This is a genomic window from Candidatus Nitrotoga sp. M5, from assembly GCF_927904885.1.
GTDB lineage: Bacteria > Pseudomonadota > Gammaproteobacteria > Burkholderiales > Gallionellaceae > Nitrotoga.
Map to the genome: position 1 here is coordinate 46230 of NZ_CAKMNW010000010.1, position 24845 is coordinate 71074.

Annotated in this window: 21 protein-coding genes; 10 read left to right on the forward strand and 11 right to left on the reverse strand. The window is 47.6% G+C overall.

Going from position 1 to position 24845, the window contains the following annotated elements; all coding sequences use genetic code 11:
* The first annotated feature begins 308 nt into the window (after positions 1-308).
* From MJ770_RS04075 to MJ770_RS04110, 8 genes are all read left to right on the forward strand, one after another.
* Positions 309-2081: a protein kinase domain-containing protein gene (locus tag MJ770_RS04075; protein WP_239250328.1), complete on the forward strand. Its 1773-nt coding sequence runs from the start codon at positions 309-311 to the stop codon at positions 2079-2081.
* Positions 2078-3001, forward strand: coding sequence for a response regulator (locus tag MJ770_RS04080; protein ID WP_239250329.1), 924 nt, complete (start codon positions 2078-2080; stop codon positions 2999-3001). The genes MJ770_RS04075 and MJ770_RS04080 overlap by 4 nt, the downstream gene beginning before the upstream one ends.
* 48 nt (positions 3002-3049) lie before the next feature.
* A complete protein-coding gene (locus MJ770_RS04085) occupies positions 3050-3412 on the forward strand; it encodes a response regulator (RefSeq protein WP_239250330.1) in 363 nt (120 codons plus the stop codon).
* A 57-nt stretch (positions 3413-3469) separates the two neighbouring features.
* Positions 3470-4027, forward strand: coding sequence for a chemotaxis protein CheW (locus MJ770_RS04090; RefSeq protein WP_239250331.1), 558 nt, complete (start codon positions 3470-3472; stop codon positions 4025-4027).
* 42 nt (positions 4028-4069) lie between these two features.
* Positions 4070-6388, forward strand: a complete 2319-nt coding sequence (locus MJ770_RS04095) for a methyl-accepting chemotaxis protein (RefSeq protein WP_239250332.1) — start codon at positions 4070-4072, stop codon at positions 6386-6388.
* A 64-nt stretch (positions 6389-6452) separates the two neighbouring features.
* On the forward strand, positions 6453-9434 hold the full coding sequence (locus MJ770_RS04100; protein ID WP_239250333.1) for a hybrid sensor histidine kinase/response regulator: 2982 nt from the start codon (positions 6453-6455) through the stop codon (positions 9432-9434).
* Positions 9431-9880 (forward strand): hypothetical protein, encoded by a 450-nt coding sequence (locus MJ770_RS04105; RefSeq protein ID WP_239250334.1) that lies wholly within the window; start codon positions 9431-9433, stop codon positions 9878-9880. The genes MJ770_RS04100 and MJ770_RS04105 overlap by 4 nt, the downstream gene beginning before the upstream one ends.
* Complete coding sequence (locus MJ770_RS04110; RefSeq protein ID WP_239250335.1) at positions 9864-10319, forward strand: chemotaxis protein CheW; 456 nt, start codon at positions 9864-9866, stop codon at positions 10317-10319. The genes MJ770_RS04105 and MJ770_RS04110 overlap by 17 nt, the downstream gene beginning before the upstream one ends.
* A gap of 12 nt (positions 10320-10331) precedes the next feature.
* On the opposite strand, the gene MJ770_RS04115 is transcribed toward MJ770_RS04110, so the two are convergent.
* The 7 genes from MJ770_RS04115 to MJ770_RS04145 all read right to left on the reverse strand — a co-directional run bounded on the left by MJ770_RS04115 (position 10332) and on the right by MJ770_RS04145 (position 16698).
* Positions 10332-10535: a hypothetical protein gene (locus MJ770_RS04115; RefSeq protein ID WP_239250336.1), complete on the reverse strand. Its 204-nt coding sequence runs from the start codon at positions 10533-10535 to the stop codon at positions 10332-10334.
* Positions 10536-11340: 805 nt separating this feature from the next.
* Positions 11341-11757 carry a hypothetical protein gene (locus MJ770_RS04125; RefSeq protein ID WP_239250337.1) on the reverse strand — a complete coding sequence of 139 codons (417 nt, stop codon included), beginning with the start codon at positions 11755-11757 and terminating at the stop codon, positions 11341-11343.
* A gap of 270 nt (positions 11758-12027) precedes the next feature.
* On the reverse strand, positions 12028-12324 hold the full coding sequence (locus MJ770_RS04130; protein WP_239250338.1) for a hypothetical protein: 297 nt from the start codon (positions 12322-12324) through the stop codon (positions 12028-12030).
* A gap of 60 nt (positions 12325-12384) precedes the next feature.
* Positions 12385-12519, reverse strand: a complete 135-nt coding sequence (locus tag MJ770_RS15380) for a hypothetical protein (RefSeq protein WP_256448792.1) — start codon at positions 12517-12519, stop codon at positions 12385-12387.
* 514 nt (positions 12520-13033) lie between these two features.
* On the reverse strand, positions 13034-15544 hold the full coding sequence (locus MJ770_RS04135; protein ID WP_239250339.1) for a glycogen/starch/alpha-glucan phosphorylase: 2511 nt from the start codon (positions 15542-15544) through the stop codon (positions 13034-13036).
* A gap of 476 nt (positions 15545-16020) precedes the next feature.
* On the reverse strand, positions 16021-16368 hold the full coding sequence (locus MJ770_RS04140; protein ID WP_239250340.1) for a hypothetical protein: 348 nt from the start codon (positions 16366-16368) through the stop codon (positions 16021-16023).
* 60 nt (positions 16369-16428) lie between these two features.
* On the reverse strand, positions 16429-16698 hold the full coding sequence (locus MJ770_RS04145; protein ID WP_239250341.1) for a hypothetical protein: 270 nt from the start codon (positions 16696-16698) through the stop codon (positions 16429-16431).
* Positions 16699-17413: 715 nt separating this feature from the next.
* Between MJ770_RS04145 and MJ770_RS04150 the strand changes: the two genes are divergently transcribed.
* The gene (locus tag MJ770_RS04150) at positions 17414-18430 is read left to right on the forward strand and encodes a M12 family metallopeptidase (protein WP_239250342.1); all 1017 of its coding nucleotides are present in this window, start codon (positions 17414-17416) and stop codon (positions 18428-18430) included.
* A gap of 269 nt (positions 18431-18699) precedes the next feature.
* Here MJ770_RS04150 and trxC read toward each other — a convergent pair whose 3' ends face one another.
* Both trxC and nadC read right to left on the reverse strand, forming a co-directional pair.
* Positions 18700-19140, reverse strand: a complete 441-nt coding sequence (gene trxC / locus MJ770_RS04155; RefSeq protein ID WP_239250343.1) for a thioredoxin TrxC — start codon at positions 19138-19140, stop codon at positions 18700-18702.
* Positions 19141-19185: 45 nt separating this feature from the next.
* Positions 19186-20031, reverse strand: a complete 846-nt coding sequence (gene nadC / locus MJ770_RS04160) for a carboxylating nicotinate-nucleotide diphosphorylase (protein WP_239250344.1) — start codon at positions 20029-20031, stop codon at positions 19186-19188.
* Positions 20032-20445: 414 nt separating this feature from the next.
* Between nadC and MJ770_RS04165 the strand changes: the two genes are divergently transcribed.
* On the forward strand, positions 20446-21642 hold the full coding sequence (locus tag MJ770_RS04165) for an alkene reductase (RefSeq protein ID WP_305855775.1): 1197 nt from the start codon (positions 20446-20448) through the stop codon (positions 21640-21642).
* A gap of 272 nt (positions 21643-21914) precedes the next feature.
* Here the strand turns inward: MJ770_RS04165 and MJ770_RS04170 are convergent, their stop codons facing one another.
* Positions 21915-22724 (reverse strand): transferase, encoded by an 810-nt coding sequence (locus MJ770_RS04170; RefSeq protein ID WP_239250345.1) that lies wholly within the window; start codon positions 22722-22724, stop codon positions 21915-21917.
* Positions 22725-23483: 759 nt separating this feature from the next.
* Positions 23484-24845, reverse strand: a complete 1362-nt coding sequence (gene prsR, locus MJ770_RS04175; protein ID WP_239250346.1) for a PEP-CTERM-box response regulator transcription factor — start codon at positions 24843-24845, stop codon at positions 23484-23486.

A 24845-nucleotide genomic window follows, 5' to 3' on the forward strand; every position in this document is an offset into this window, starting at 1 on the left:
CCGCAAAAACAATATTCAGTGAACATAATTATGAAACTTATAGTGTTGAAACCGTAAAGGCACCAGCTAAAGCTGGTGCCTTTACCAATTAATGGTCAATAAACAAGCTCTAAGTTGAACTAAAGTTTTCATAAATTACTCCGCTAATATCCACTAGTAGCGGCTCATAGTGCCTTGCAGCATACGGCAAATCGAAACGGCATTGCCATGATCACTCAAGCATTAAGAATGCAGACCATGAACTTAGTCACCAACAGTTTTGAGTTTTTCTCATCTATCCACAAGCGCTTATATTTTGGTGTAGACAAATGATTACATCATCAGGAATAAGTCCAATCGTGTTGCCTGATGCCGTTTCCCAGCATCTGAAGCAGACTCAAACCATGCATAAAATAATAACTGAAGATACCACCGAATTTGCTCCGATCTGCGATAGTCCACTGATATATCGAACAAATCAGTGCGCCAATGCCAGCTTTCGAGGTGGTGATCTGTCAAACAACGGCATTCTCACTCCTGCGGCCCAGGTAACGGTCAGTGGTTCAGTGCTCTTCGTCGATATTCGTAACTTCACTATGTTCGCGGACCAGCTTCACGCCGAAGAACTTATTGAATTTTTGAATACATTCTTTGATCGCGCGTATGAGCCAGTCCGTCAGCAGCGTGGGTGGGTGGTGAGATTCCTCGACGATGGAATGGTAGCAATGTTTGATTCCAGAGAGGAACAACCAGCCGATCACGCCGAGCGGGCAATTAAAGTAGCGCTCTTGATAGTACTCGCCGCCACCTCCTTCCGTGATTGGATCGCACAACGCTTCCCAGATCGGGAATTCCCTGATTTCGCCGTTGGTGTAGGTATACATTCAGGTAACGTGATTATCTGCAATATGGGCAGTAGCACCGCAATCGTAACCACCGTAATCGGCGATACGGTAAATATTGCTGCACGTTTGCAAACGATGACCAAAGTCCTCGGTTGGAGCATAGCGACGAGCCGCGGCTGCGCAAATATAGCTGGCGACCGTTTTCGGTTCGGTCGTGCCAGCACAGTAAACATGAAGGGAAAAACGTTACCAATTCAGGCCACAGAGGTTATAGGATTCTACCCGCGCACTGCAAGCGTTCACACTGATAGCGCTTTCTACGAGAAGCTGGGCAAATCTGTAGCAGTAAATACGGCAACACTCGAATTAGCACGAAAGCAGACAGGCTCTATTCAAAATAATTTTGCAAGCGCCGAAAATAAATTCGAGGCAACGCCTCAAAATGAATCGATCGAAGTGGAAGGGTATCGCTTACTACGGAAGCTGGGACAGGGTGGAATGTCTGCCGTTTTTCTCGCAGAGGAAATCGTCACTCATACTCAGCAAGTGCTAAAACTTATTCCAACGACAGCGATCGACAACGACAGCGACAACACCTTGCAGCGTTTTCTGCATGAATTCGCACTGATATCGCAAATTGATCACCCCAATATCGCACGCATCTATCATCAGGGTTTCACTTCTACCCATGCTTATATCTCCATGGAGTTTTTTCCCGGCGGAGATTTACGGAGTCTTATTGCAGAACATCCCACGCCTCAAGTCGCAATCGCCTCATTGCTGCAAATTCTGGGTGGACTTTCCGCAATTCACGCAATGGGTATCATTCATTGCGACATGAAGCCCGATAATGTGATGATTCGCAGTGACGGCTCACTCGCACTCGCCGATTTTGGAATTGCGGAACATTCCGACGCGAGCAGGTTACCTACTCGCCCTGGTGAAATCATGGGCTCGCCGTTCTACATCGCACCTGAACAGGCGTTGGATCTAGCAGTCGATGAACGGACGGATCTGTACAGCACGGGATCCATGTTTTACGAAATGTTGACAGGATGGCCACCATACAAAGGAAGCTCCGTAGAGGCGATTCTTTACCAACACGTCAACCTCCCAGTACCCATTTTTCCCGTAGGCCTTGAGCGCTTTCAACCTATCCTGAATCGCATGATGGCTAAATCGGCCGCAGCACGCTTTGACAGTGCCGACGCGGTTGTTGAATATTTAATTTCATCAGGTTTGATCGGAAATCTATGATGATGGAAGCATCCACAACTACGCCTCCGGCAAAACCACAATATACCGTCGATGTCCATGGCTTCAGCCAGACTGAACGAATTATATTAAAAAGTATTTTCAGTTTATCCGCGCGTCGCACACCTAAATTTGTCGAGTTTATGCAGACAATGAGTTCGGCTCCGGATGTTTTTCTCGTTGATGCTGAAGACGCGAGTGCGATAGCGAATTTTCGTCAAAAAAATACCATAAACACTCGGCCTGCGATCCTGGTCGGCGATACCGATCACGGAATCTCGTGCACAACTCTGCCACGACCACTTCAATGGACCAAACTATTTAAAGCATTCGACCTCGCTGTAGGAATTAACACGCCAAGCCATATGGCCAAACCAGAGCCTGCAACTCGAATAGCAGCGTCCTTCGCGAAAACTCAACCGATGACCGCAATACCTACCCAACCATCCCCAGATTCATCGATGGTTCCTCAAAAAATATTAAATACAGCATCGCTGAAGGCAGTATCTGCAAATCACAGCTTGACACCCAAGCGCCCGCCGGATCGCCCATTTAATTGGGTTTTAGTCTGCGACGATAGTATAACCGTGCGTGAATTCATGCGCGTAAAACTCGCGCCATTTGGTTTCAATGTCGATTTCGCCGAGACAGGGGAGCAGGCGGTTGGTCTCACCGGAACAAAGTACTACACCTGCGTTTTTCTAGATGTCGTGATGCCAGGAATCAATGGCTATCAGGTTTGCAAGCTTATCAAGTCCAAGAAAGATGCCGCAAAAACTGCTGTAGTAATGCTCTCGAGTAAAGATTCAACTTTCGATAAGATCCGAGCAACCATGTCTGGCTGCGATACTTACCTCACTAAACCAATCAACGAAAATCGCCTCTACGCAGTAATCAGCAAATACCTATCAACAAATGTCTAACCCTTACCGCATTATATTTAACTCAAGCCCATTAAAGGAAAAACAACCATGACAATCAAGAAAGTTCTTTGCGTAGACGATTCACATACTGATCTTGTCAATATTCAAAAAATTGTTATGGGCACAGGACGCTTTGTCGTCACCGCCACCAACGGCAAGGATGCGATCGAAATGACCAAATCCGAGAAGCCGGACTTGATCTTTATGGACGTAAACATGCCGGATATGGATGGTTTTGCCACGACCCGCGCTTTGAAAAAAAATCCCATGACCAAAGATATCCCTGTCGTATTTGTTACCAGCAAGGATCAGAAAGCAGACAAAGTGTGGGGGCTAATGCAGGGAGGTAGCGGATATGTAGTTAAACCTTATACATCCGATGATATCGTCAGGCTCGTCATCACATTATGACCCCCTTATATCCACGTTTATAAACTTTCTTACTGATCCATTCTATATGAGACAGCTATGCAAAACGAGACCGACTCTGCTGATTTTCTGCTAGCACCGAGCGTGGCACTGCAGCCTGCACCCACAGCAGGGGCACTCATGAACATCAGACTCAATCAACTGCACAGAACGCCCCTCACCACAGCCCAGGAATGGATAGGCTTTGAAGTCAACAACATTAAGTTTCTGGTGCCACAATCACATGTAAACGAAATTTCAGAATTGCCACCTGTTTTTCGCCTGCCGAACACTGGCCGCTGGTTACTCGGCCTGATAAACCTGCACGGCAATCTGGTGCCGGTGTTTGACCTAGCGTCGTTCGTCGGCGGCACATGCGACACCAAATCGAAAACAATGCTCCTCGTTCTTGGTCGCGGAGATGCCGTCGCCGCCATTGTGATAAACGGTATTCCAAACCGCAAGCGTTTCAGCGCTTCAAATCGTGCTCCTCTTCCAGCGTTCCCAGAGGCAATCCGCGAATACATATCGAACGCCTATGCAGAAGAAATCCAGGTATGGCTCGAGCTCGACCATGTCCGCTTATTTGAAATGATGGCACACAGAATCTCAGACTGACACGTACACACCCACAACTTACGACCCGACTGGAGAAACATAATGAAAAACAGGCTGAACATTACCTTCCTTACTCGGATGAAGCTGTGGCAAAAATTCCTGCTTCTGGGTATTGTCGCGCTACCTGCAGTCGGAGTGCCCGCCTATTTGTTCTGGGCGCAGACCGCCGCCGCCATTCAAACCGCCAAGCTCGAGGCTAGCGGAATTGAACCCGCAGCAAAGTTACTTAAGGTGATTCAGAAAACCCAGCAACATCGCGGCTTGGCCGCCGCTTTCATCGGCGGAAATATCTCCTTAGCTGCTGATCGCGCCGCTCAGGAAACGGAGGTTGCCCGGGCAATCGGTACCTTCGATCCCTACATGCAAAATAGCAACAATACCAAACAGGTTGAAACATGGAACAAGATAAAGACCGATTGGACACGAATTGCGGCCGAAACCACCAGCCAGGGTGTAGATTCGCGCAAATCGTTTGCTGACCACTCTGCACTGGTCAATAGTGAACTGGCCCTGCTTGATCTTCTTATGGATCATTTCAAACTCTCATTCGAATCAGATGCTGCGACACACTTCCTGATTCAAGCCACACTAGCAGATTTACCTCGAGTAGCTGAAACACTAGGACAGATGCGGGCTTTTGGAGCCGCCCGGCTCGTGGAAGCCGAGCGCTTAGCCATCGCTCAAAAGTTGGGTGCCGAACTAGATAAAGAAGCACTCACCTTAATCGATCGTGCAACCATGGCAACTCTAATTTCAGTATTGACCACCAAAACCAATCAAGCAATTAATCAGTTAGATAAAGCACAGGCCAAAGAGGCGCGAATTAAAGATAAAATTGCGAAAAGAGATCAAGTCGCTGAAGAACAGATCAAGCACCTTGCCGATCTGGCCGCCTCAGAAATCAGCAATTCGCAGCGGCTTCAATTCAGCTCCACGGAGTATATTAAGCAATTCACTACTAGCATCAACGATCAGTTCAAGTTGATTGATATTGCGATGGAGGCATTGAATGACGAGTTGCAGCTCAAAGTTACAAATCTGCTCAACCGTTCATTAACGCTTTCTGGCGTGGCTCTCGCCTTCATCATGTTTGCAGCGCTTCTCGCCTTACTGATCACACGAAATGTCACCGACACAGTGCGTTTATTGCAACTATCGATTGAAAAAGTGCGTGGCGGAGATATCTCAGCACTACGTTCGATCCAGGCGAAGGACGAGCTTGGTGATTTGGGACGGATGGTTAATCAACTGCTAGAAGAACGCATGACAGCGCAACGTAAAGCTGAGGCTGCAACCGAAGCGCTCAACGACTCGGTTATCTCGCTCCTGCAAACCATGCAAAAACTCTCGGAGAAAAACCTCACCGCCAAGGCGCCTGTTACACAAGACATCGTGGGTACGGTATCTGATGCAGTAAATCAGCACACTGAAGAAACAAGCAAAGTGCTTTATCGAGTAATGCAAATCGCCAGCCAGGTGGAATCGTCCTCAGTCAAATTGAAAGGGCAGGCCAATCAAGTCCAATTGACAGCTGAAATTGAGCGAAAAGGCGTGGAGGAAATGATCTGCGAGCTCGCCACTTCAACCAAAGCTATGAACAATGTGGCACAACTCACTGCGAAATCCAACATTGCGTCCGGTGATGCTACCCGTTCAACCCTCTCTGCGCTTAATGCGGTGACCGGAACTATGAATGGCATGAACTCAATCCGTGAAATGATTGCCGAAACCGAGAAACGAATTAAACGCCTTGGTGAACGTTCTCAGGAAATTAGCGGCATCGTGAATTTGATCAATACAATCTCAGAGCGCACACACGTACTGGCGTTGAACGCGAGCGTACAGGCCGCAGTTGCAGGAGACGCGGGCCGTGGTTTCGCAGTAGTAGCTGAGGAAGTGCAACGACTTGCTGAGTCATCTCGTAACGCTACAGCGCAAATTGGTACGCTAGTGAATAATATTCAGATCGAGACGAACGACACGATCAATACGGTGAACAAGACCATCTCTCAAGTTGTTCAAGGAACTGAGTTCGCAGAAAAGGCTGGCGTTCAAATGTCGGAAACACAGAAGGCGACCGATAATTTAGTTGATTTAGTACTGCAGATAGCTGCCAGTCTGGAGGTGCAGATAAAGAGCGCAGAAATTCTGCAAAACAGGGTCGAAGATATTGTCCGTAGTGCAGAGAAGACTGGAGAACAGATCACAATCCAGACGGCCGAAACTAACCTGCTCTCGAGATCTGCCGAACAATTGGTGAAAACGGTAGGTGTATTCAAATTGCCTAGCGCACATGCTCTTGGGTTGTCGATCACGCCAGAACGGACGAGCGTCATGTCCAAACTCCAAGCGGTTGTTTAAGCGTGCAATCATAGCGGCACGCTTGTGCCGTCATGCTTCGAGCTGAGGACGAAACATTATGCAAATGAGCGATTTCATCGAAGCGCTACTAATTGAAATCGAAGAAGTGAGTACCGATCTTGACAGCTGGATCGCAACGATCTGTTCAGTTGCCCCCGAGGATCCCTCATTCGGATACGCTTTCGATCAGTATGTTGAACAGGTTAAACGCACGACTTCAACCTGTGAAATGCTCGGACTTTGCGGATTGGAGTCTTGTTGCGTTCATGTTCAGGAATGCCTGGTAGTCATTGTTGAGCTTAACGCGGCAGAGCGCGGCGCAGCGCAAACCTTTTTCGATCTTTGGCCCGAACTTGTGCTCGCTTACCTCGCTGACATCACTAGCTTCGAGTCTGCAGAGCGCTTGGCAGAACACTTTTCCAAGCCCCCCTGTCCTGCGCCCGTGGACGCCAATGGCAACCTCGAACTCATAATCGCGCTCACCACCGAACCTGTGTTAGCGGCTTATTTGCGCGCCGAAACTGACGAGCTGGAGCGTCCCCGCGTAGCGACTGATAAAGACATCTCTCTTGCCCTACCGGCCGATGTGGATCGGGGCGTGTACGAAGCTTTGCTGCACGAAGCGCCGACACAGGCAGCAGAGCTTTCCACCTACATCCGCAACATTGTGAACGGCGAAGCTACGGACGAGGATATGGCCGCAGCAAAGCGCATTGCACACTCGCTAAAAGGTTCGGCAAGCATCGTCGGCATCCAGGGTATCGCGACGCTCGGGCACCACACTGAGGACATCCTTGAATGGTTTGAGCATAACCAGACACGCCCCCCTCTGGCGCTTACCAATGTACTCCTCGATGCAACAGCTTGCCTGGAACAAATGATAGGCTCCTTGCTCGGGATAGAAGATGCTCCCACGCAGATGCAGGCAAAGGAAATATTACAGTCTGTTCTCGATTGGGCGAGCCGGATTCACTCTGGAAATATTGAGGGTGAAATCGATGCCACCCCGTCTTCGCTTGCAGATCTCGACACATTGCTCCAAGCACCGACTGAAATCAATGACCTCGAAGCAACGGTTGCAATTCAACCAGGAATCACCGATCTCAACACAACGCTTCCACTTTTGACTGAAACTTCCCATCTCAACGCAACGCCCCAAATACAGACTAAAACCCTAAGGGAAGAAAAAGCTAGCATCAGCGATGTAACCAACCAGGCTCCTGTCCCTCCAATGATACGTGTCCCGGTTGCGACCATGGATGAACTTTTTCGTCTATCCGGCGAGCTATCTGTGAAGATTGGGCAACTTACCGAACAAGTGAAGCAGACCCAGCAAAACACCAACGGATTATTACGTCAGAATCTCAAGGTACAACAGCGTATTTTTGAACTTGAAAACTTGATTGACATCCGCGGCTTCGCGAACCTGCGCGACACTCAAATATCTCACGGCGATCAAATATTCGATGCACTTGAAATGGAACAGTACACTGAGCTTCAAAGCAACACCCATGCGCTGACAGAAGAAGTCGCCGACACTCGAGAGTTCAGTATACGCATTGAGGATAATGTGGCCCAGATGGGTGCCGTACTTCAGCAAACGCAACGTATACAGCGGGAACTTCAGTATTTGGCTATGACCACTCGTATGAGTCCAGTGGGAAACCTCTCCCCTCGCCTACACCGCAACGTTCTCCAAACTTCGCAACAAACAGGAAAAAAAGCAAAGCTAGTAATCGAAGGAGAAGACATCCTGATCGACGGAGATATGTTAAACAACCTCGTCGACCCGTTACTTCATATCTTGCGAAACGCTATTGATCATGGCATTGAGACACCCGATGAACGTACGCGCGTCGGAAAGCCAGAGGTGTCCACAATCCATCTTATATTCTCCCGGCGTGGCCAAACAGTCACTGTGCGTTGCCGAGACGACGGTCGCGGACTCAACTACAACGCGATTCTACACAAGGCGATCGAACGTGGCCTGATTCAGTCAGGTCAGGATGTCTCACAGGAAGAGCTATCACGCTTCATCCTGCTTCCCGATTTTTCAACCCAAGAACACGCAAATGAAATATCAGGACGTGGTGTCGGACTCGATGTAGTGCGTGACCGGCTTATTGCCATGAAGGGAATGATCGAAGTACGATCCGAGATTGGGAAAGGGTGCGAGTTTCTGCTTCGCTTCCAAGCCTCGCTCGTTGTCCAGCACGCGTTACTCATAGAATCCTCCAGCCAGATTTTTGCGGTGCCAAGCTCCGCGCTGGACCAAGCGTTACCTCCCGCCACAGGAGAATTCATATCAATAGGCAGCGAGATAAACCTGCGCTATCAAAAACGCACTTATCCGGTAAAGGCTCTGAGTGCACTGATCGGGTATGACAACGGCGTGATGACGTCAGAAATCATGAATTCGAAATCCGTATTACTTGTTCACGTCGACCTTGATATTCATGCGGTGTTAGTCGACCGCATCGTTGACGGCCGTGACCTGATCCTCAAAGATCCGGGCCGGTATGCAAAGAAGATTAATGGCGTTGGCGGTATCGCGATTTTGGGTGATGGCACTGTCGCTCCTCTGCTTGATTTAGCCGAATTGCTGCGCCTTCCCATGCCGCAACTGATCGAAACTGCAACCTCAATTACCTTAAGCAAAACTGAAGCAACGACGCGACGTAACATTCTCGTTGTTGACGATTCACTTAGCATGCGTAAATCGCTAGTACAACTCGTAAGCAACGCAGGATATAACGTGAAAGCAGCGAAAGATGGGTTAGAAGCGATCGCACTCCTAAAAGATTTCATGCCCAGCATAATACTCACTGATCTCGAAATGCCTAATATGAATGGGCTCGAATTCACCTCACACCTGCGCGCGCGCTCCGACACTCGCGAACTGCCGGTAATTATGATCACCTCTCGCTCTATGGATAAACATCGTAAGCAGGCAGAGCTAGCGGGGGTTAGTGCATACATGACCAAGCCCTACACCGACACCAACCTTCTTGGGCACATCCATAGCATGATCGGCGGAACGCAATGAACGCCGCAGCAGCTGGGTACGCGTTGATTTTTTTTGACGGCCTGAATCTGCTAATCGACCAACACGCGATTGTCTCCCTTGAGAATATGAGCATATTACGAGGTGGAGATGCTGAAGTGAAAGCGAGCGAAGTCATTGAAAGGGATACGTGCGAAGTACATTCTCTGACTGCACACTTAGTCGTGGCAAACGAGATCGATACACGGTGTCACTATATTGTTGTGCTGCAGACAAATGAGCACCGCTTCGGCATTACTGTGGATTCGGTACAATCGCTCCCTATTCAAGACTCTAAACTGAATTCTTTACCCACATGCATGAGCGTTTCCAAATCGCCGATCCAAGCTTACATACAGATAGAGGAGCGTATTGCATTCTGTTGTGATGTCAGTGCATTGTGGTGTCACATCAAATCCTCGGAGAGCATGCATGAACACAAGAGATAACGCCGTTTTGTTCGAGTTTTCGAGTGGCCGCCACGCAGCAATCGGTCTGCACGAAGTAGCTGAACTCATACTGTCACCAAGCCTTGTATCTGTACCACTGGCTCCAGATTACTGTCATTCGCTTTGTATATGGCAGGGTCGCGCCATTCCATTCGTGGAGCTGGCACCGCTCATAGGTCAACGCTCTCCAGAGATAGTTCGTCTTGCGCTAGTTGTCACGTACTTTACCCGATCAAACGGCGAGCAACGATGGGGCGCTCTAGGGCTATCCGCCTATTTCCGCATGGTGAACGTTAGTGACGATGCGGCATGTCTGCTACCTCAGGATTCGCTCGCATGGGCATCTATCGCCCACTCCTGTTTCCAGCTGGCAAACGAAAAAGTTCCCATTCTGAATCTGGACGCTCTGTTTGAACAACGCCTGGAATTGATCTCATAACTAGCTTTGTTGTTATTTGTATAAGGGTGCTTCCACAAGTGGTTCACATCCACCGGCAGCGGCTCCATGGCCGCGACAGCCGCACACATCGGCAAATTGTTTGCCAACAAGCCGAAGTAACGATGGCACTGCGCATTCAATAGAGTGCTGAGCACGTCGATTTTGCCGATCAGCTTCAGCGCGAAAGGTGGACGGCCGCAGTAGCGAAGTTGTCATTCAAAGCACGTCCGGTCTTTGCCACCGATACAAATTGAGGAAGGCATAGAAAAGTAGCTATGTCGTAATTAGCTGTTGAAACTGCCTTTCTCTTCCAAGTGATGGGATAAATCAAGCTGTCGGTGTGACGGTTTGGCCAAGACTATCAATCATTCTGTACCAGCCCAGATAGCTTGAGAGATACCGAGTTGTAACGCCATGAAACTCTATCCATTGTAGGGCCGGCTGTCGTAGCCGTTGACGTTTTGAATGTGATAGATACCGCCTATTACCCGCTGGCCTACGATACATTGGCTTGACGGTGAACGAGCCCTACATGTTTGACGATTACCGTACGCAGCTGCGCCATCGGTGCATTGCATCACGTCCTTATTCAGCAAGGCTGAGGTACAGGTTCGATCTGTTGCGCATTAACGCCTGGCAAAACAAATTAGCTGTTTCCTCGTGGCGGTCACGCACCACTAACAGCGATATTTGTCCTGCCGAATCCTCTATTTTTGTTGCTTTTCTGCTCCGTTGAAGGTGCTTTACGAAGTGACTGGAGGTGGCAACCAGATATTAAAAGCATTGTATTTTGTATAGTAATTTATGCCATTTAAATCATAAATTTTCAGCTTTTTACTTTACTAAATGGGCTTAACTTAGTGGCTTTCGACTCTGCCCTTCCTTCCTGCATATGTCCGTAAAGTGCGAAGTGGAGTAATTTCTACCCATTCTTAAATGTCCGCAAAGGCGTAATCAGCCATTCCCAGATAGCCAGTTCAGGTACTCCTCGGATCTTGAAGGAAACATCTCGCTGTCAATCCTAGCAGCCTGCATTACCTTTCTCAACGGCATAGGCCGATCCGCCGATGTTCACACGCCCGTTGTTCTGAAGGTAGATGGGAAAGGCACCCTGTTCTCCACCGTCAGTCTGGTAAACCAATAAGGTTTGAAAGCCCTGTTGCTGGACATTCCATTGACCTGAAATATGATTTTTGGAGGCGCCACCAGCCGTACCAGGCACATACCAACCGCCCTCTTTAGTGTAATGGTAGCGACCGTCGTGGCAAAAACGGATCACTGTCAAAGTGCTGTTATTACGAGTGACCGAACCGTCGTAAGCGGTGAGCTTGGCACCGCTCAGGCCCTGATGCCACTGATCCAAGATCGATGGGGCCGCAGCTTGGGCACCCAAGCTTGATAGAGTCAAGGAGAGCGCAAAATATTTAGACAGTTTCATAAGATTCCCTCCGAGCAAGCAGTAGAGATGAGAAACATTTTTAGTTAGCTAGCTTCATCCCTACCCTACTAAAAATAGGCTATATCGTAGTTATCTGTTTATTTTTGATAACCATTGAATTATGAATGATTTTTCGTTAATCACAAGCACATATAACTATATGATTAATAACCATTTAGCAAACTTTAAAGTGGCAACTTAGCATTAAGCCGTATGAAGTGGAATCCTATGAAGGTGTGGCAAAGCAATTCGAACGTGTTGTGGCCCAGCTTATGCATAGTATTGGGGTAAGGATGGATAAGGCAGAATTTCTCTGCCCTTGAGAGTGCTGAAGCAGCCGGTGATTATATGTTTCAATTCAGATATTCGGATCGCACATTCACCCAGATTGCTTGTGAAAGGTACACGAAAGTCAATTACAGAGCACAGCACCTCGACCACATGTTCACGTTTTTGACTCAGCAGCTTGATTGCTAGGGTTTGTTTGATGCGCTCGTGCCATAGCCTTTCTCGTTTTGTTCCCAACAGATGCACTACCTTCGTCCAGGACGGCATGGTAACGCGCAAGAATCTACCATGCAGTTCTTGAGGGCGCCTCTAAAAATTCAATTTCCTATCCTCGGATAACTAAGCTTCCAATTCTGACACTAACGCAGCAAATTCGAGTAACAGGCGGATCAAATCATTCTGCTTTTGATCCGAGGTCAGTGTCCTGAAGACGGGAAGTTCGAGTTCGCACATGAATCGAAGTATGATAAACATATGACTGTTCTGCATGCCTATGCTGAACAGTCATATTTACATATTTAAAAATTAAAATTCAACAGCTAACTGCAACTTAGCCTAAAAATTCAACCCTAAAAAAACATTTCTGGAAGTAGGACAGATGTTGTTTCTGTTCAAAAGCTAGACAAAATTTACCTCGGGATTGAATCAATATAAATCTGCTATACATCGGCAGTTCAACCAGTGGCTTGGGGGAGCCTCTCAAGCAGCCTCCATTTATCTATTGGGCAGTAGTTCGCCACTAGGCGAGAGGTAGTATTTTCCTTTGATGCCACCCAAACAAGAGAGAATTACCACCAAAATCATTTCTGACTCTGTGTTCGTACAGTTTGGAAATTTATACCGTACGCCAAAGGCTCCAGCGACCGAATTCATGCCATTTCTGAGTCATCACAAATGTGTTGTGGCATTCCTTACGGTGGCGCCTAAAGGTACCGCTGATTTAGGTTTTAATTGTCAATTGGCATGGTTAATTTTTTAGTCAGTTCAATTATTTTCCGTTCACAGGTTTCGCCGCAATTTGCGGCAAATGCCAAATATCGCGGTTGTAATCCAAAATGGTACGGTCGCTGGAAAATTTACCGCTGGTCGCCGTGTTTATTATGCTCATGCGTGTCCACCGCTCCGTGTCACGGTAAGCCGTTGCTACTTTCTGCTGCGCATCGATATAGCTGCGGAAATCCGCCGCTGTCAGCCACGGATCGCCAGGGCTAGTGATGGATTGAATAATCAGATCGAAAATGCCTGGCTCGAACAAGTTGAAGTGTCTACTTTCAAGCAAGTGCATCACCCGGCGCAGGTCATCATCCGAAGCGACAATTGCGCTTGGATCATAGTGCCCTCTGGTTGCTTCCACTTCTTCGGCTGTAAGGCCAAACAGAAAGAAGTTTTCATCTCCTGCCTCTTCGCGAATCTCGATGTTTGCGCCATCCAGTGTACCTACTGTCAACGCACCGTTCATCATAAACTTCATGTTGCCCGTCCCAGAGGCTTCTTTGCCTGCGGTGGATATCTGCTCTGACAAGTCGGTTCCGGCACAGATAACTTCCATCGCCGATACCCGATAATTCGGCAGGAAGGCCAACTTCAATAAGCCAGCCGCATCCGGGTCGTTATTAACCATCTGAGCCACTGCGTTAACCAGCTTGATGGTGCGCTTGGCCATCATGTAGCCAGGCGCAGCCTTGCCGCCAATAAGCACACACCGCGGTGTCCAATCCATCGTATCGCCGCGTTTGATGCGGTCATACAGATGGATGACATGCAGAACGTTGAGCAACTGCCGCTTGTACTCATGAATGCGTTTCACCTGCACGTCGAACAGGGCGTTCGTGTCAAAAGTAATGCCGCAATCGCGTTGCACCATCTCTGCCAAACGCACCTTGTTGGCTTGCTTGATTTCTCGCCACTCTGCGCGGAATGCTGCGTTGTCGGCATGTGGCACCAGCTCTTTCAGCCTGGTCATTTCGGTAATCCAGTCATCTCCAATGGTGCGCGTAATCAAGTTGCTCAGGGCTGGATTGCTCGACACTAACCAACGGCGGGAAGTCACACCATTGGTTTTGTTGTTGAACTTTTCCGGCCACAGCTCATAGAAATCACGGAACAAATGCTGAGTCAATAAACGCGAGTGCAATTCCGCCACACCGTTCACTGACACGCTTGCCACAACGGCCATATAAGCCATACGGATATATTGATCTTGCCCTTCTTCGATAATCGACATACGTATTTGCCGATCGATGTCACCAGGCCAGCGCTGCGCCACCATCGCGATAAAGCGAGCGTTGATCTCGTGAATAATCTCCAACAACCTAGGCAACAAACGTCCGAACAGGTTGACCTGCCAACGCTCCAACGCCTCCGGCAGCAAGGTGTGGTTGGTATAAGCGACCGTCCGTGTGGTGATACTCCAGGCCGCATCCCAATCCAGGCCGTGTTCGTCCATCAGCAAGCGCATCAGTTCCGGCACCGCACACGTGGGATGTGTGTCATTCAGCTGAAAAAAATTTTTGTCGGCAAACCCGCTGAAGTCATTGCCGTGTTTTTTCACCCATGAACGCAAAACATCTTGCAAGCTGGACGAGGCCAGAAAATATTGCTGGCGTAGACGCAGTTCCTTACCGTTCTCGCTACTATCATTTGGATACAGCACCATAGTGATGTGCTCGGCGGTATTTTTTGCTTCAACCGCATCGGCATAACTGCCTTTATTAAACTCATCCAGATCGAACACTTCGGTAGCGGTGGATTTCCACAAGCGTAACGTGTTGACCGTGCCATTGTGATAACCAGGAACGGGAACATCGTAAGGCACCGCCATCACATCATTGGTAAATTTCCAATAGACACGCATCGTTCCATCTGGCTGCTTGTGATGCTCGGTTTTGCCACCAAACTTAACTAACACGCTATGTTCTGGACGCTCAATTTCCCAAGGGTTGCCGTTACGCAACCAGTGATCCGGTTCTTCCAGTTGGTAGCCATTGTCGATTTTCTGGCGGAACATCCCATATTCGTAACGAAGTCCATAGCCTCTCACCGGCAATTGCAAAGTGGCGCAACTATCCAGAAAGCACGCGGCCAGTCGTCCTAAGCCACCATTTCCCAAACCGGCATCGTGTTCCTGATCGATGATTTCCTCCAGCTCCAAACCCAGCTTCTTCAACGCACCGGCGATTGACGGCTCTACTTCAAGATTCAGCATGGCATTGCCCAGCGCCCTGCCCATCAGAAACTCCAGAGACAAGTAGTAAGTGCGTTTACAGTTCTGCTCGTCATAAGCTTGTTGAGTCTTTTTCCAGCGCTCCACCAGCCGGTCCCGCAGCGCAAACGAGAGAGATGTATAGACGTAATAAGCTGACTCACTCAACTTGTCCCGACCCAACGTATGACTGAAATAACGGCGAAAATCTTTAATTATGCTTCCAGCATCCATGCCCAAGACGGGCAGTTCTGCAATTTTTGGCAAAGGTTTGCTGGTTATAAGCGGCTTGGCCATAATAATATTTCTCCTGATTGGGCAATCGGCAAATTTATACGAACACTCTTATGGTGATGCCCGCATGATTTAGATGGGCCGTAAAAATGGCTACTGCATCCTCCCATTTTACGCAATTTCGCATATGCTCGCTCTCTCTTAAAAATGCATCCATTGCTAAATTATCCAAACCAACTGATATATAAAAAAATAGAAAGAAATTAATCAAGTCACAGGATAAATTTTGATGAGCAAAAATATCGAAATAACGACTGCAGCTGAAGAAGCATACAAATAAATTATTAATCTAGTAACTTGACCCATTTCCTCATTAGAGCCATTTAAAATGTGTTAATTTTTTCAGCAAGAAGATCATGAATTTCAAACCACCCAGCCCTTCAAATGATACGTCGTGCCGATGCTACGAAATCATTTAGCAGACAGCAGCCACTCAACTCAAGCGGTAGCAGAACTCCGTGATTTGCAGCAACAGCGAATTAGCGGAGTGAGGACAGTTTCTCTATGGATTCGCTGGTGAACTGACAATCCTGATCGATGTTGAATATCTCGATTGTTCCATATGCATGTAATGCCTGTTCAAGGCAGTCCACACAGAACGCACTATCCAGTGTATCCGATAACCGCCACGACAGTAATTTACGCGGGCACCGGCAATCACGACCATCAATACACAGGCCTGTGACCAAGTGGATAGTCGTGGTGCCCGCACTCCATACCTGATTGGGACGGTTTACACCACTCCTCTTAACAGGAGAACGAAGCTTGCGTTGCGTGTGTGGGCGGCTGGTATTTGGTCCCAGTGCCATATTGGCAAGCCCCATCATGTTCGTCAACTTCTACACCCGCTTGCAGTTGATCTTGCGCCCAAGAAACAAAGGGTAAGTCTATATTTTGCGGCTTACGTAAAACGGATTTCGGATATGTTTAACATCAATCAGGGCCAGTGCTTCAACGGTGCTGGCCCATTGCCTGCGTTTCTTTATTGGCGGCCCCCAGATTTTTTTAGTCAGTCCAACTCCATCTTCAAGCGGCCAATTCCAGAATACAGCCGCTCTGGGCTGGCAAGCGGATAGGCAGGTTCCGACCCGCGCTTGGCATCCAACAGACTGGCCCTCTGCTCTTGTAGCTCCTTCTTTCCACATGCGAATCTGCATGAGACGCTCCCTAATCCCTACCTAATTTGATTCACCATCTTGATGCCACGGATCGCTTGAAGTGCTACCTTGCCTTCGGACTTACCACTAAAATTCTTGCGCTTCGCGTCACTCTTAACCTGCTACTTACGGCAACAATATTTTCACCTTAATTTCAATTGCAAAATTTAAAGCATCGGCTTTAGCCGGTCAGCTTTCGCCTTGCAAATTCAGCAAGTAGGAATAACTATAGCAAGCTCCTCCCTGCTGGTGTTGCGCGTTTAGCCTGGCGCTTGCAAGGGGACTTTAGTCATCTGCGCCGGGCTGCGCTAACCTACCTGTAGTCAAGTTATTGCCTTAATATCAAATGCCACTTTAGCCGCCCATTTGCGTGCTTATGGGATGGCGCATGAATGTATATTGAGCACGTCTTCAATCATCATCGATTCTCTATGGCAACTGTTCAAATACCTACTTAAATCGTAGTAACATCAAAAACTATTATAGTTTTTATTCGAACATATTTTATGCTTTTCTCTCCTATTCAAAAAATAAACAATTTACTTATTTACTCTTTTTAAGTGTCGACCTACCATTGTGAACTTGCTGGAAGTGCAACTTCAGATAAATACGAGAGTTTGATTTAAGCTGCTTGCGAAACTTCGTTACCCGAGGATGCGTCAGAATGGTATGAACATTGATTGAAAATTCAGCTTTTACTTACAAGGAGATCGCCATGAAAGAGAATTTAAAAATTTGTCACGACAGGCTTCTGCCACTCGATCTTGCCCGTCCACAACAGACAATCAGGCTCGGCACGGGGCCAGTGCAGGCGGTCTTCGTTTTTAGAAAAATGTGGATTAATGGATCGACACTACGCGTTCGATTCATGGGCGGGACAGATGCACAGCAAGCAATCGCCAAAGAACAAGCTCTATGGTGGCTTCCGCATGCGAATCTGAAATTCGAGTTTACCAACGCGCCTGACGCAGAGATTCGCATTGCCTTTAATTCCTCAGATGGAGCGTGGTCCTATATCGGCACAGATTGTCTATCTATCCCGCGTGATCAGCCCACGATGAACCTTGGATTCCTCGATGGTGGCACTGCCGCCCATGAGTTTGGCCATACAATCGGCCTGGCACACGAACATCAAAATCCATCTGGGGGCATTGAATGGAACGAGGAAGTCGTTCTCCGTGACCTAAGCGGCCCACCGAATAACTGGACCCAGGATCAAATTCGGCACAATGTATTGGACAAGTATGCGGTTAATCAAATCAAGGGGACGGAATTCGATCCCGATTCGATCATGCTTTACTTCTTTCCAGACACTTGGGTCAAAAGCGGCCACGGCACTAAACAGAATAACGTGTTGTCAGCGCTGGACCGAGCTTTCATCGCCAGTGAACAAGCCTATCCGCACGCTGCGGTTCAAGCGATCGAATTGGGCGTCAATGCAGCACCTGTATCAACCTCTATCGGCGTGCCTGGTGAAGAAGACGTGTTCAAATTTACCGTAAAAAAGTGCGGTCGTCATATCATACAAACGGGCGGTCAGACCGATGTGGTGATGAAGTTATTCGGTCCCAACAGTCAGACGAGCCTTATCACCGAAGACGACGATGGCGGATTTGGGCTAAATTCAAAAATTGCAGTTGAACTCATTCCAGGACAATATTTTGCCCAAGTTCGACACTATAACAAGACTCAAGGTACAGGCTCATATAGCATCAGGGTGAACCAAACATAAAGTATCGGATTATCTTCCCCACTTTGCCCGGCAAACTACTGTCGGGCATCATTGAATATCTCCCAGGTCCTGCACAACGTGTGCTTTACATCATTGTCAGTGCATATGGTAGCTCAACGTTCTTTGAATCATTTCGGTTTCCGCTCCTCACTACCAACGCATGGCCAGAGCCACGATGATGTTCAGCCTGAATTTCGTTCTGGACTTTCAGTGACCAAACTTGCCCGTCGATGGTCGACAAACGAAACAACCAAAGGTAAAGCATTTGTTTAGCGTCGCAGGTTAGCACGAGCCCATGACACAATACCGGCCACATCCATAGCGCCCGCCTGCCTTGCCACCTCGTTTCCATGTTTGAAGATTGCCAGAGTGGGAATGCTGCGGATGTTATAGCGCGCACCCAGTTCCTGTGCTTCTTCTGTGTTTAGTTTAGCTAAACGTATTACTGGTTCGAGTTTCTCAGCTGCCTGAATAAAGGCGGGCGCCATCATGCGGCAGGGACCACACCATGGTGCCCAGAAATCCACCAGAACCGGGATATCATTTCGTGTGATGTGCTTCTCGAAGTTGCTGCTGCTCAGCTCAATCGGATGCGAGTTAAACAGAGCATGTTTGCATTTGCCGCAGTTCGGCTGGCTGCTTAACTTAGCAGAAAGAATACGGTTTACTGCATCGCAATTCGGACAGACGATATTTATGGATTCGCTCATAAATTTTTCTCAGTTCTGATTGCTCCCAACATGGGGAACGATAGGTTAAATTTCAAACCGCATCGATAAATCTATAGCATGTATATCTTTAGTCAGGCCACCAATAGAAATGCGTTCTACGCCGGTCTCTGCGATAGCACGTATTTTATCCAGAGTAATACCGCCGGAGGCTTCCAGCTCAGCTCGTCCGTCTGTGAATTTAACAGCAGCACGCAAACTATCAAGATCGAAATTATCGAGCAAAATTAACTTGGCACCTGCCTCTAGCGCTTCATTCAGCTGTTCCATATTTTCTACTTCAATTTGGATGCTTATACTCCCAGGCGCAATACGGAAAGTTTGTTCCAACGCAGGACGAATACCACCTGCAGCCAAGATGTGATTCTCCTTAATCAGCACGCCATCAAATAAACCAATCCGCTGATTATGTCCGCCCCCCATTTTTACTGCATATTTCTGCGCTAAGCGAAGACCAGGCAGCGTCTTGCGTGTATCCAGAATTTTTGCGTGCGTTCCTTGCACTGCTTCGACATAGTGCCGCGTTTGCGTGGCAGTAGCAGAAAGTGTCTGCAAAAAGTTAAGCGCGCACCGTTCGGCAGTCAGCATTGCACGTGCATCCCCGCGTATCTTACACATCGTTTGCTTCGCTGTTACGACATCACCATCCTGCGCAAGCCAATGAATGATGCAATTTTTATCCATAGCTTTGAAACACGCATTAAACCAAGCTGTGCCACATAACACTGCATCTTGGCGCGTTATTACAGTAGCCTGCGCTTCTGTATGGCGAGGAATTAGTTGTGCGGTGAGATCACCATCGCGCAGATCTTCATCGAGAGCGGTGGTTACGCTTGCATTAATATTGGCCGCTAGTTCATGTTGGTTTATCATTTTCGTTTAGCCTTAGACGCTGTAGCATGCTAAATTATAAAATATAAATTTCATCTTAAACGATGAGCAAGCAAAGCCTGCCTTTTCGCACATCATTATCCTCCTGAACTTTCGTGAGCTACGGCCTGTGTCGTCTAGCCCAACAATGACAGCTGCTCCGCCTGCAAAATATTTAACCAAAGCAAGCAGTTTTCTTATTTATCTTATACAGCTGCTACTTTCTGATCACTCTCAAATCATGCTCTACTCAAATTGAAGCAGGGATTATTTTTGTGTAATAATTTTTGATTAGCTTTCTAGTGAAGCAATCGTCGAGAAAAGTAATGTTTCCACCTCCTTCTCCACCTCACAACATCTGATGTCACAGTTTAATATATTGTGAGGACGTACGACTTATTCTGACCGGAGGCAATCATGACACTATCCAACACATCCACTACACAAACAATGCCTGCAGAACGTCTGTTTCAGCCTGTCCAGCTGGGTCGCTATACGCTGCCTTACCGGATCGTCATGGCACCACTAACGCGTTCACGCGCCCTCCAGCCGGGCAATGTCCCCTCCCCTCTCAATGCACTTTATTACGCACAACGGGCCTCGGCAGCACTCATCGTTAGCGAAGCGACCCAAGTTTCAATGCAGGGTCAGGGTTACGCTTGGACACCGGGAATCCACAGTCGTGAACAAATAAAGGGCTGGCGAAATGTTACAGACACAGTGCATGAGGCCGGTGGTTTATTCTTTATGCAGCTATGGCATGTCGGACGTATTTCCCATCCAGCGCTGCAACCCGACAACATGCTCCCAGTCGCTCCGTCGGCCATTAAGCCTAACGGAGAGGCATTCATTGGGAATGAAAAAGGCCAGGGCAAAATGGTACCGTTCGTAACCCCGCGAGCTTTACAGATCGATGAGATACCCTATATCGTCCGTCAATATGTGCGCGCGTCCAAAAATGCGCTAATTTCGGGCTTTGATGGCGTGGAGATTCATAGCGCCAACGGTTATTTACTCGATCAATTTATTAACTCTCACACCAATCGGCGCAACGATGAATATGGTGGCTCAGTCGCAAATCGGGCGCGGCTGCTTCTGGAAATAGTTGAGGCGGTTATTGAAATTTGGGGGGCAGATCGTGTCGGTGTGCGTTTATCGCCGCTTGGCACTTTCAACGACATAAGTGATGACGATCCGGAAACAACCTTCGGTTATATCGCCGAAAAATTAAACAATTATCAGATCGCCTACCTGCATCTTGTCAACCCGGCCACGGCCGCGCTTGAAAAAAACGCGGCTCCCGATCCAGCCGCACTGCGGATTCTGAAACTGATGCGGAAAAAATTCTGTGGCACCCTGATTCTGGCCGGCGGCTTTAATTACGACACAGCCGAAACCTGGCTGCAACAGGGCAAAGCAGACTTGATCGCCTTTGGCCGAAAGTTTCTGGCCAATCCAGACCTGCCGGAACGCTTTCGTACCCACGCACATCTCAATGCTGCAGATCAGAGCACCTTCTATGGCGGCTGTGCAAAAGGCTATACCGATTACACCAGCCTTGCTCAAGAACGAGGCGAGGCACCAAAATTCCACATCGATGAAAATTGGCGCTAAACACATATTCACAGACTCGCAGCCTGACGGACTTAAAGGAAATCGGCTGAAAATTTAGCTGATCGGTGATTATCTCGCCACTTTTTTTGCAATAGCACAACAACTAACCTGCGAAATCGTCAAGTGGGTAAGCAGATATTTCGCCGCAAGGTAAAAGCTTGCAAAATCACCCTCGTTCAGCTCAATTTTCGTTACGCTTTTTAAGCTCACTTGGACTCGCCGAAATATTCATTTTGTCTCCCGATGAGGCGCGTAACCACCTAAAATGCGAGTCAGAAAGTGACGGCTGGCAGAGCACTAATTAACTTGTTTGATTTCGCTTGAAAATTCAACGGGTGCGACGAGCAAAGTAATTTTGCATGGTGCCTTATTGTGGATGCGGGGGGTGGGAACTCAATATTTTTCACGGCGAAGACGACTTTGTTGTATCTGTCCTCCGTTTCAACAACCACTAGGCGACTGGCAAAACTGTTGTGGATTCGCGCCAGGTATTCATCGTGGCAAGCGTAGCTGCTCCACAAGTTGACTACCATAATGCCGTTGTCAGCCAAAGATGCAAAGCAATCATCATAAAACTGTTGACTGCTTAATTGAACGGATAATCCAGCCGCATCATATCCATCAATCATCAGTACATTCGGCTGATTGGCTGAATCTGTAACCCACTCGGCCCCATCGCCCAGCAACACTTTAAAACGTGTATCGTCTGCAGGTATTGCAAATTCATTTCGCAGTGCAATCACATCTTGATTAATTTCGATAACCGTAATTTTTGTCTCGGGTAAATAGCGGTAGCAATACTTAGCCAGTGAACCACCGCCTAACCCTATCATTGCGATATGCTTGGGTGATTGCTCAAACAACAAAAAACTCATCATAATTCTGGTGTAACTAAAGTGCAGCGTGTCTGGTTCTTCAATACACATCCCGCTTTGTACGTATAAGGCATCAAAATGCAACGCAAGAATTCCTTCACGCTCTTTTAAATAAGGCTTATCAGTTTCAACATTCGTTTGAGGCTTAATAATCCAGGCAACCATCTGGTCAATTTTCTGCTGCATTGCTTTCGTAATATTTTTCATGTGTTAATTTTTTAGGTCTAAGCAAACAGGACGGTAAATACCGGCTTTAACGTCAATCATTTTTCAAGTAAACGAGTTGTTACCGATGTTGAATTATGAGCACGCCAAATCACAAATGCACCAGCTTGCATATTAAGACACCGAAGGGAGGTGCCACGAACGTGTCTCGGGCAAGCATGACGCAATAAACAGCTTGCATGTACGGACAGAGTAGACTTTAGCAGCCTGCCCTCCCTCATCATTCTACCCAATTTGTTTTGGCTACAATTTATTTCAATATTTACTCATTACTATCAATATCTATCAACATTATTAATCTGCTGGATAATTCTGACAGGTGGCAATCGTTACAATTGAGTGATGTAACAATGAATAGCCAATTGAATAAACTGGGCAGAGTGCTGCAATTTGCAGTTTCTCACGATGCTGGTATGACGAACACCAACAATTTTGGGACTGATGGAAAAATTTTTGGCAATTTCAAGTATTGAACTGCCGTCTGCCATCCGTATGAATAGGTGAAATTTACGTTTGGAAAGTGCGTTTATAAACAGACGGCACTTGACAACTAATCGCTCCACGACATGCAATAAAAGTGGCTCTGCACAGGAAAAACACCATGCATAATGGCTTAACTTAGTGGCATGCAGGCGTGTCCCTCAAAAAATCACCCCCTGAAACAAATTATGATCTTCGGATAATCGATGTAGCGCAAACTCAAATCATAAATTAAGTGTTTAGATATATCCGCAGCTCTTCTCAAGCTTTGCTTACAATACCATGGCGATTTATTACATCGTAGAGTGTGGGGCGGCTGACACCGAGCAATTCGGCTGCCTTGACCATATTGCCATCGACTCTCGCCAGAGCGGTCACTACGGCATTGTATTCAGCGTTATCACGTACCTGTCTCAAATTAATAAACTCCTTTGCTTTGGGTGAAGTCGACAAACCAATATCTTCTATATTTATTTGAGAGCCTTCAGCCATGATAACTGCACGCTTGATGCAGTTTTCCATTTCACGTACATTACCTGGCCAATCATATTCTTCTATCATAGCCAGCGCTTCCTGGCTAAAGCTTAAAGAAGAACGCCCTTCATTAACACAGAATTTGTTTTTAAAATGGTGCGCCAACAATGCGGCATCACCCACACGTTCCCGCAGTGAGGGAATAGTGACTGTAATCTCGCTTAAACGGTAATAGAGGTCTTCGCGGAAGCGTTCTGCAACGCTCAGCTCCTTCAGATTACGATGTGTTGCGCAGATAATCCGTACATCAACAGGAATTTCCTGACGCCCCCCTACTCTCTCGATTACCCTCTCTTGCAAAAAACGGAGAAGTTTTGCTTGTAGAGGCATGGGCATATCCCCTACTTCATCAAGAAAAAAAGTGCCTCCATCTGCAAGCTCAATTTTACCTAACGTCTGTTTGGCGGCTCCGGTAAACGCTCCCTTTTCGTAACCAAACAACTCGCTCTCCAGAAGATTTTCCGGAATTGCAGCGCAGTTGATAGCCATGAAACGCTTCTCCTGCCGCGGACTCAACTGGTGTAGCGCTTTTGCCAACAGTTCTTTGCCTGTTCCACTATCACCCAACAGCATGACCGAGGCAGAGGATGGCGCCACTTTCTCGATGCTACGACATACCTTTAACATACCAGGATCCCGACTAATGATACTCGACAAAGGGGAGTCCGCCTGAATCTGTAAAATCCTGCGGTTCTCCTGTTGTAGAGCGTGCAAATAAAATGCACGTTCAACCACTAACCCCAGTATCTCTGAATCAAACGGTTTCTGATGAAAATCATATGCCCCCATACCTATCGCTTTCACAGCATTGGCATGGTCTTGATTCCCAGAGAGCACGATCAGTTTGGTGTCAGGAGCAAGCGCAAGAATCTGTTGCAGGATGGCCAACCCTTCTGAAGCACCATCGGGATCGGGAGGAAGACCAAGATCCATGGTAATAACTGCGGGTTCATGTCGTCTGACTTGTGCCAAGGCACTTTCTCGATCTCCCGCAAGCAGAACTTCATAAGCATCAAAATTCCAGCGTAATTGTTTTTGCAAGCCGGGATCATCTTCAATAACAAGCAGCTTTTTTTTATTTTGACTCAT

Bases quoted from the DNA above. Each gene is read 5' to 3' on its own strand.
- MJ770_RS04100 (WP_239250333.1), top strand. From the start codon at position 6,453: ATGAGCGATTTCATCGAAGCGCTACTAATTGAAATCGAAGAAGTGAGT.
- MJ770_RS04125 (WP_239250337.1), bottom strand. From the start codon at position 11,757: ATGAAACTGTCTAAATATTTTGCGCTCTCCTTGACTCTATCAAGCTTG.
- MJ770_RS04075 (WP_239250328.1), top strand. From the start codon at position 309: ATGATTACATCATCAGGAATAAGTCCAATCGTGTTGCCTGATGCCGTT.
- MJ770_RS04150 (WP_239250342.1), top strand. From the start codon at position 17,414: ATGAAAGAGAATTTAAAAATTTGTCACGACAGGCTTCTGCCACTCGAT.
- MJ770_RS04170 (WP_239250345.1), bottom strand. From the start codon at position 22,724: ATGAAAAATATTACGAAAGCAATGCAGCAGAAAATTGACCAGATGGTT.
- MJ770_RS04165 (WP_305855775.1), top strand. From the start codon at position 20,446: ATGACACTATCCAACACATCCACTACACAAACAATGCCTGCAGAACGT.
- MJ770_RS04135 (WP_239250339.1), bottom strand. From the start codon at position 15,544: ATGGCCAAGCCGCTTATAACCAGCAAACCTTTGCCAAAAATTGCAGAA.
- MJ770_RS04140 (WP_239250340.1), bottom strand. From the start codon at position 16,368: ATGATGGGGCTTGCCAATATGGCACTGGGACCAAATACCAGCCGCCCA.
- MJ770_RS04105 (WP_239250334.1), top strand. From the start codon at position 9,431: ATGAACGCCGCAGCAGCTGGGTACGCGTTGATTTTTTTTGACGGCCTG.
- MJ770_RS04085 (WP_239250330.1), top strand. From the start codon at position 3,050: ATGACAATCAAGAAAGTTCTTTGCGTAGACGATTCACATACTGATCTT.
- MJ770_RS04080 (WP_239250329.1), top strand. From the start codon at position 2,078: ATGATGATGGAAGCATCCACAACTACGCCTCCGGCAAAACCACAATAT.
- MJ770_RS04090 (WP_239250331.1), top strand. From the start codon at position 3,470: ATGCAAAACGAGACCGACTCTGCTGATTTTCTGCTAGCACCGAGCGTG.
- MJ770_RS04145 (WP_239250341.1), bottom strand. From the start codon at position 16,698: ATGCAGATTCGCATGTGGAAAGAAGGAGCTACAAGAGCAGAGGGCCAG.
- nadC (WP_239250344.1), bottom strand. From the start codon at position 20,031: ATGATAAACCAACATGAACTAGCGGCCAATATTAATGCAAGCGTAACC.
- MJ770_RS04110 (WP_239250335.1), top strand. From the start codon at position 9,864: ATGAACACAAGAGATAACGCCGTTTTGTTCGAGTTTTCGAGTGGCCGC.
- trxC (WP_239250343.1), bottom strand. From the start codon at position 19,140: ATGAGCGAATCCATAAATATCGTCTGTCCGAATTGCGATGCAGTAAAC.
- MJ770_RS04095 (WP_239250332.1), top strand. From the start codon at position 4,070: ATGAAAAACAGGCTGAACATTACCTTCCTTACTCGGATGAAGCTGTGG.
- prsR (WP_239250346.1), bottom strand. From the start codon at position 24,845: ATGAGTCAAAATAAAAAAAAGCTGCTTGTTATTGAAGATGATCCCGGC.
- MJ770_RS15380 (WP_256448792.1), bottom strand. From the start codon at position 12,519: ATGTTTATCATACTTCGATTCATGTGCGAACTCGAACTTCCCGTCTTC.
- MJ770_RS04115 (WP_239250336.1), bottom strand. From the start codon at position 10,535: ATGACAACTTCGCTACTGCGGCCGTCCACCTTTCGCGCTGAAGCTGAT.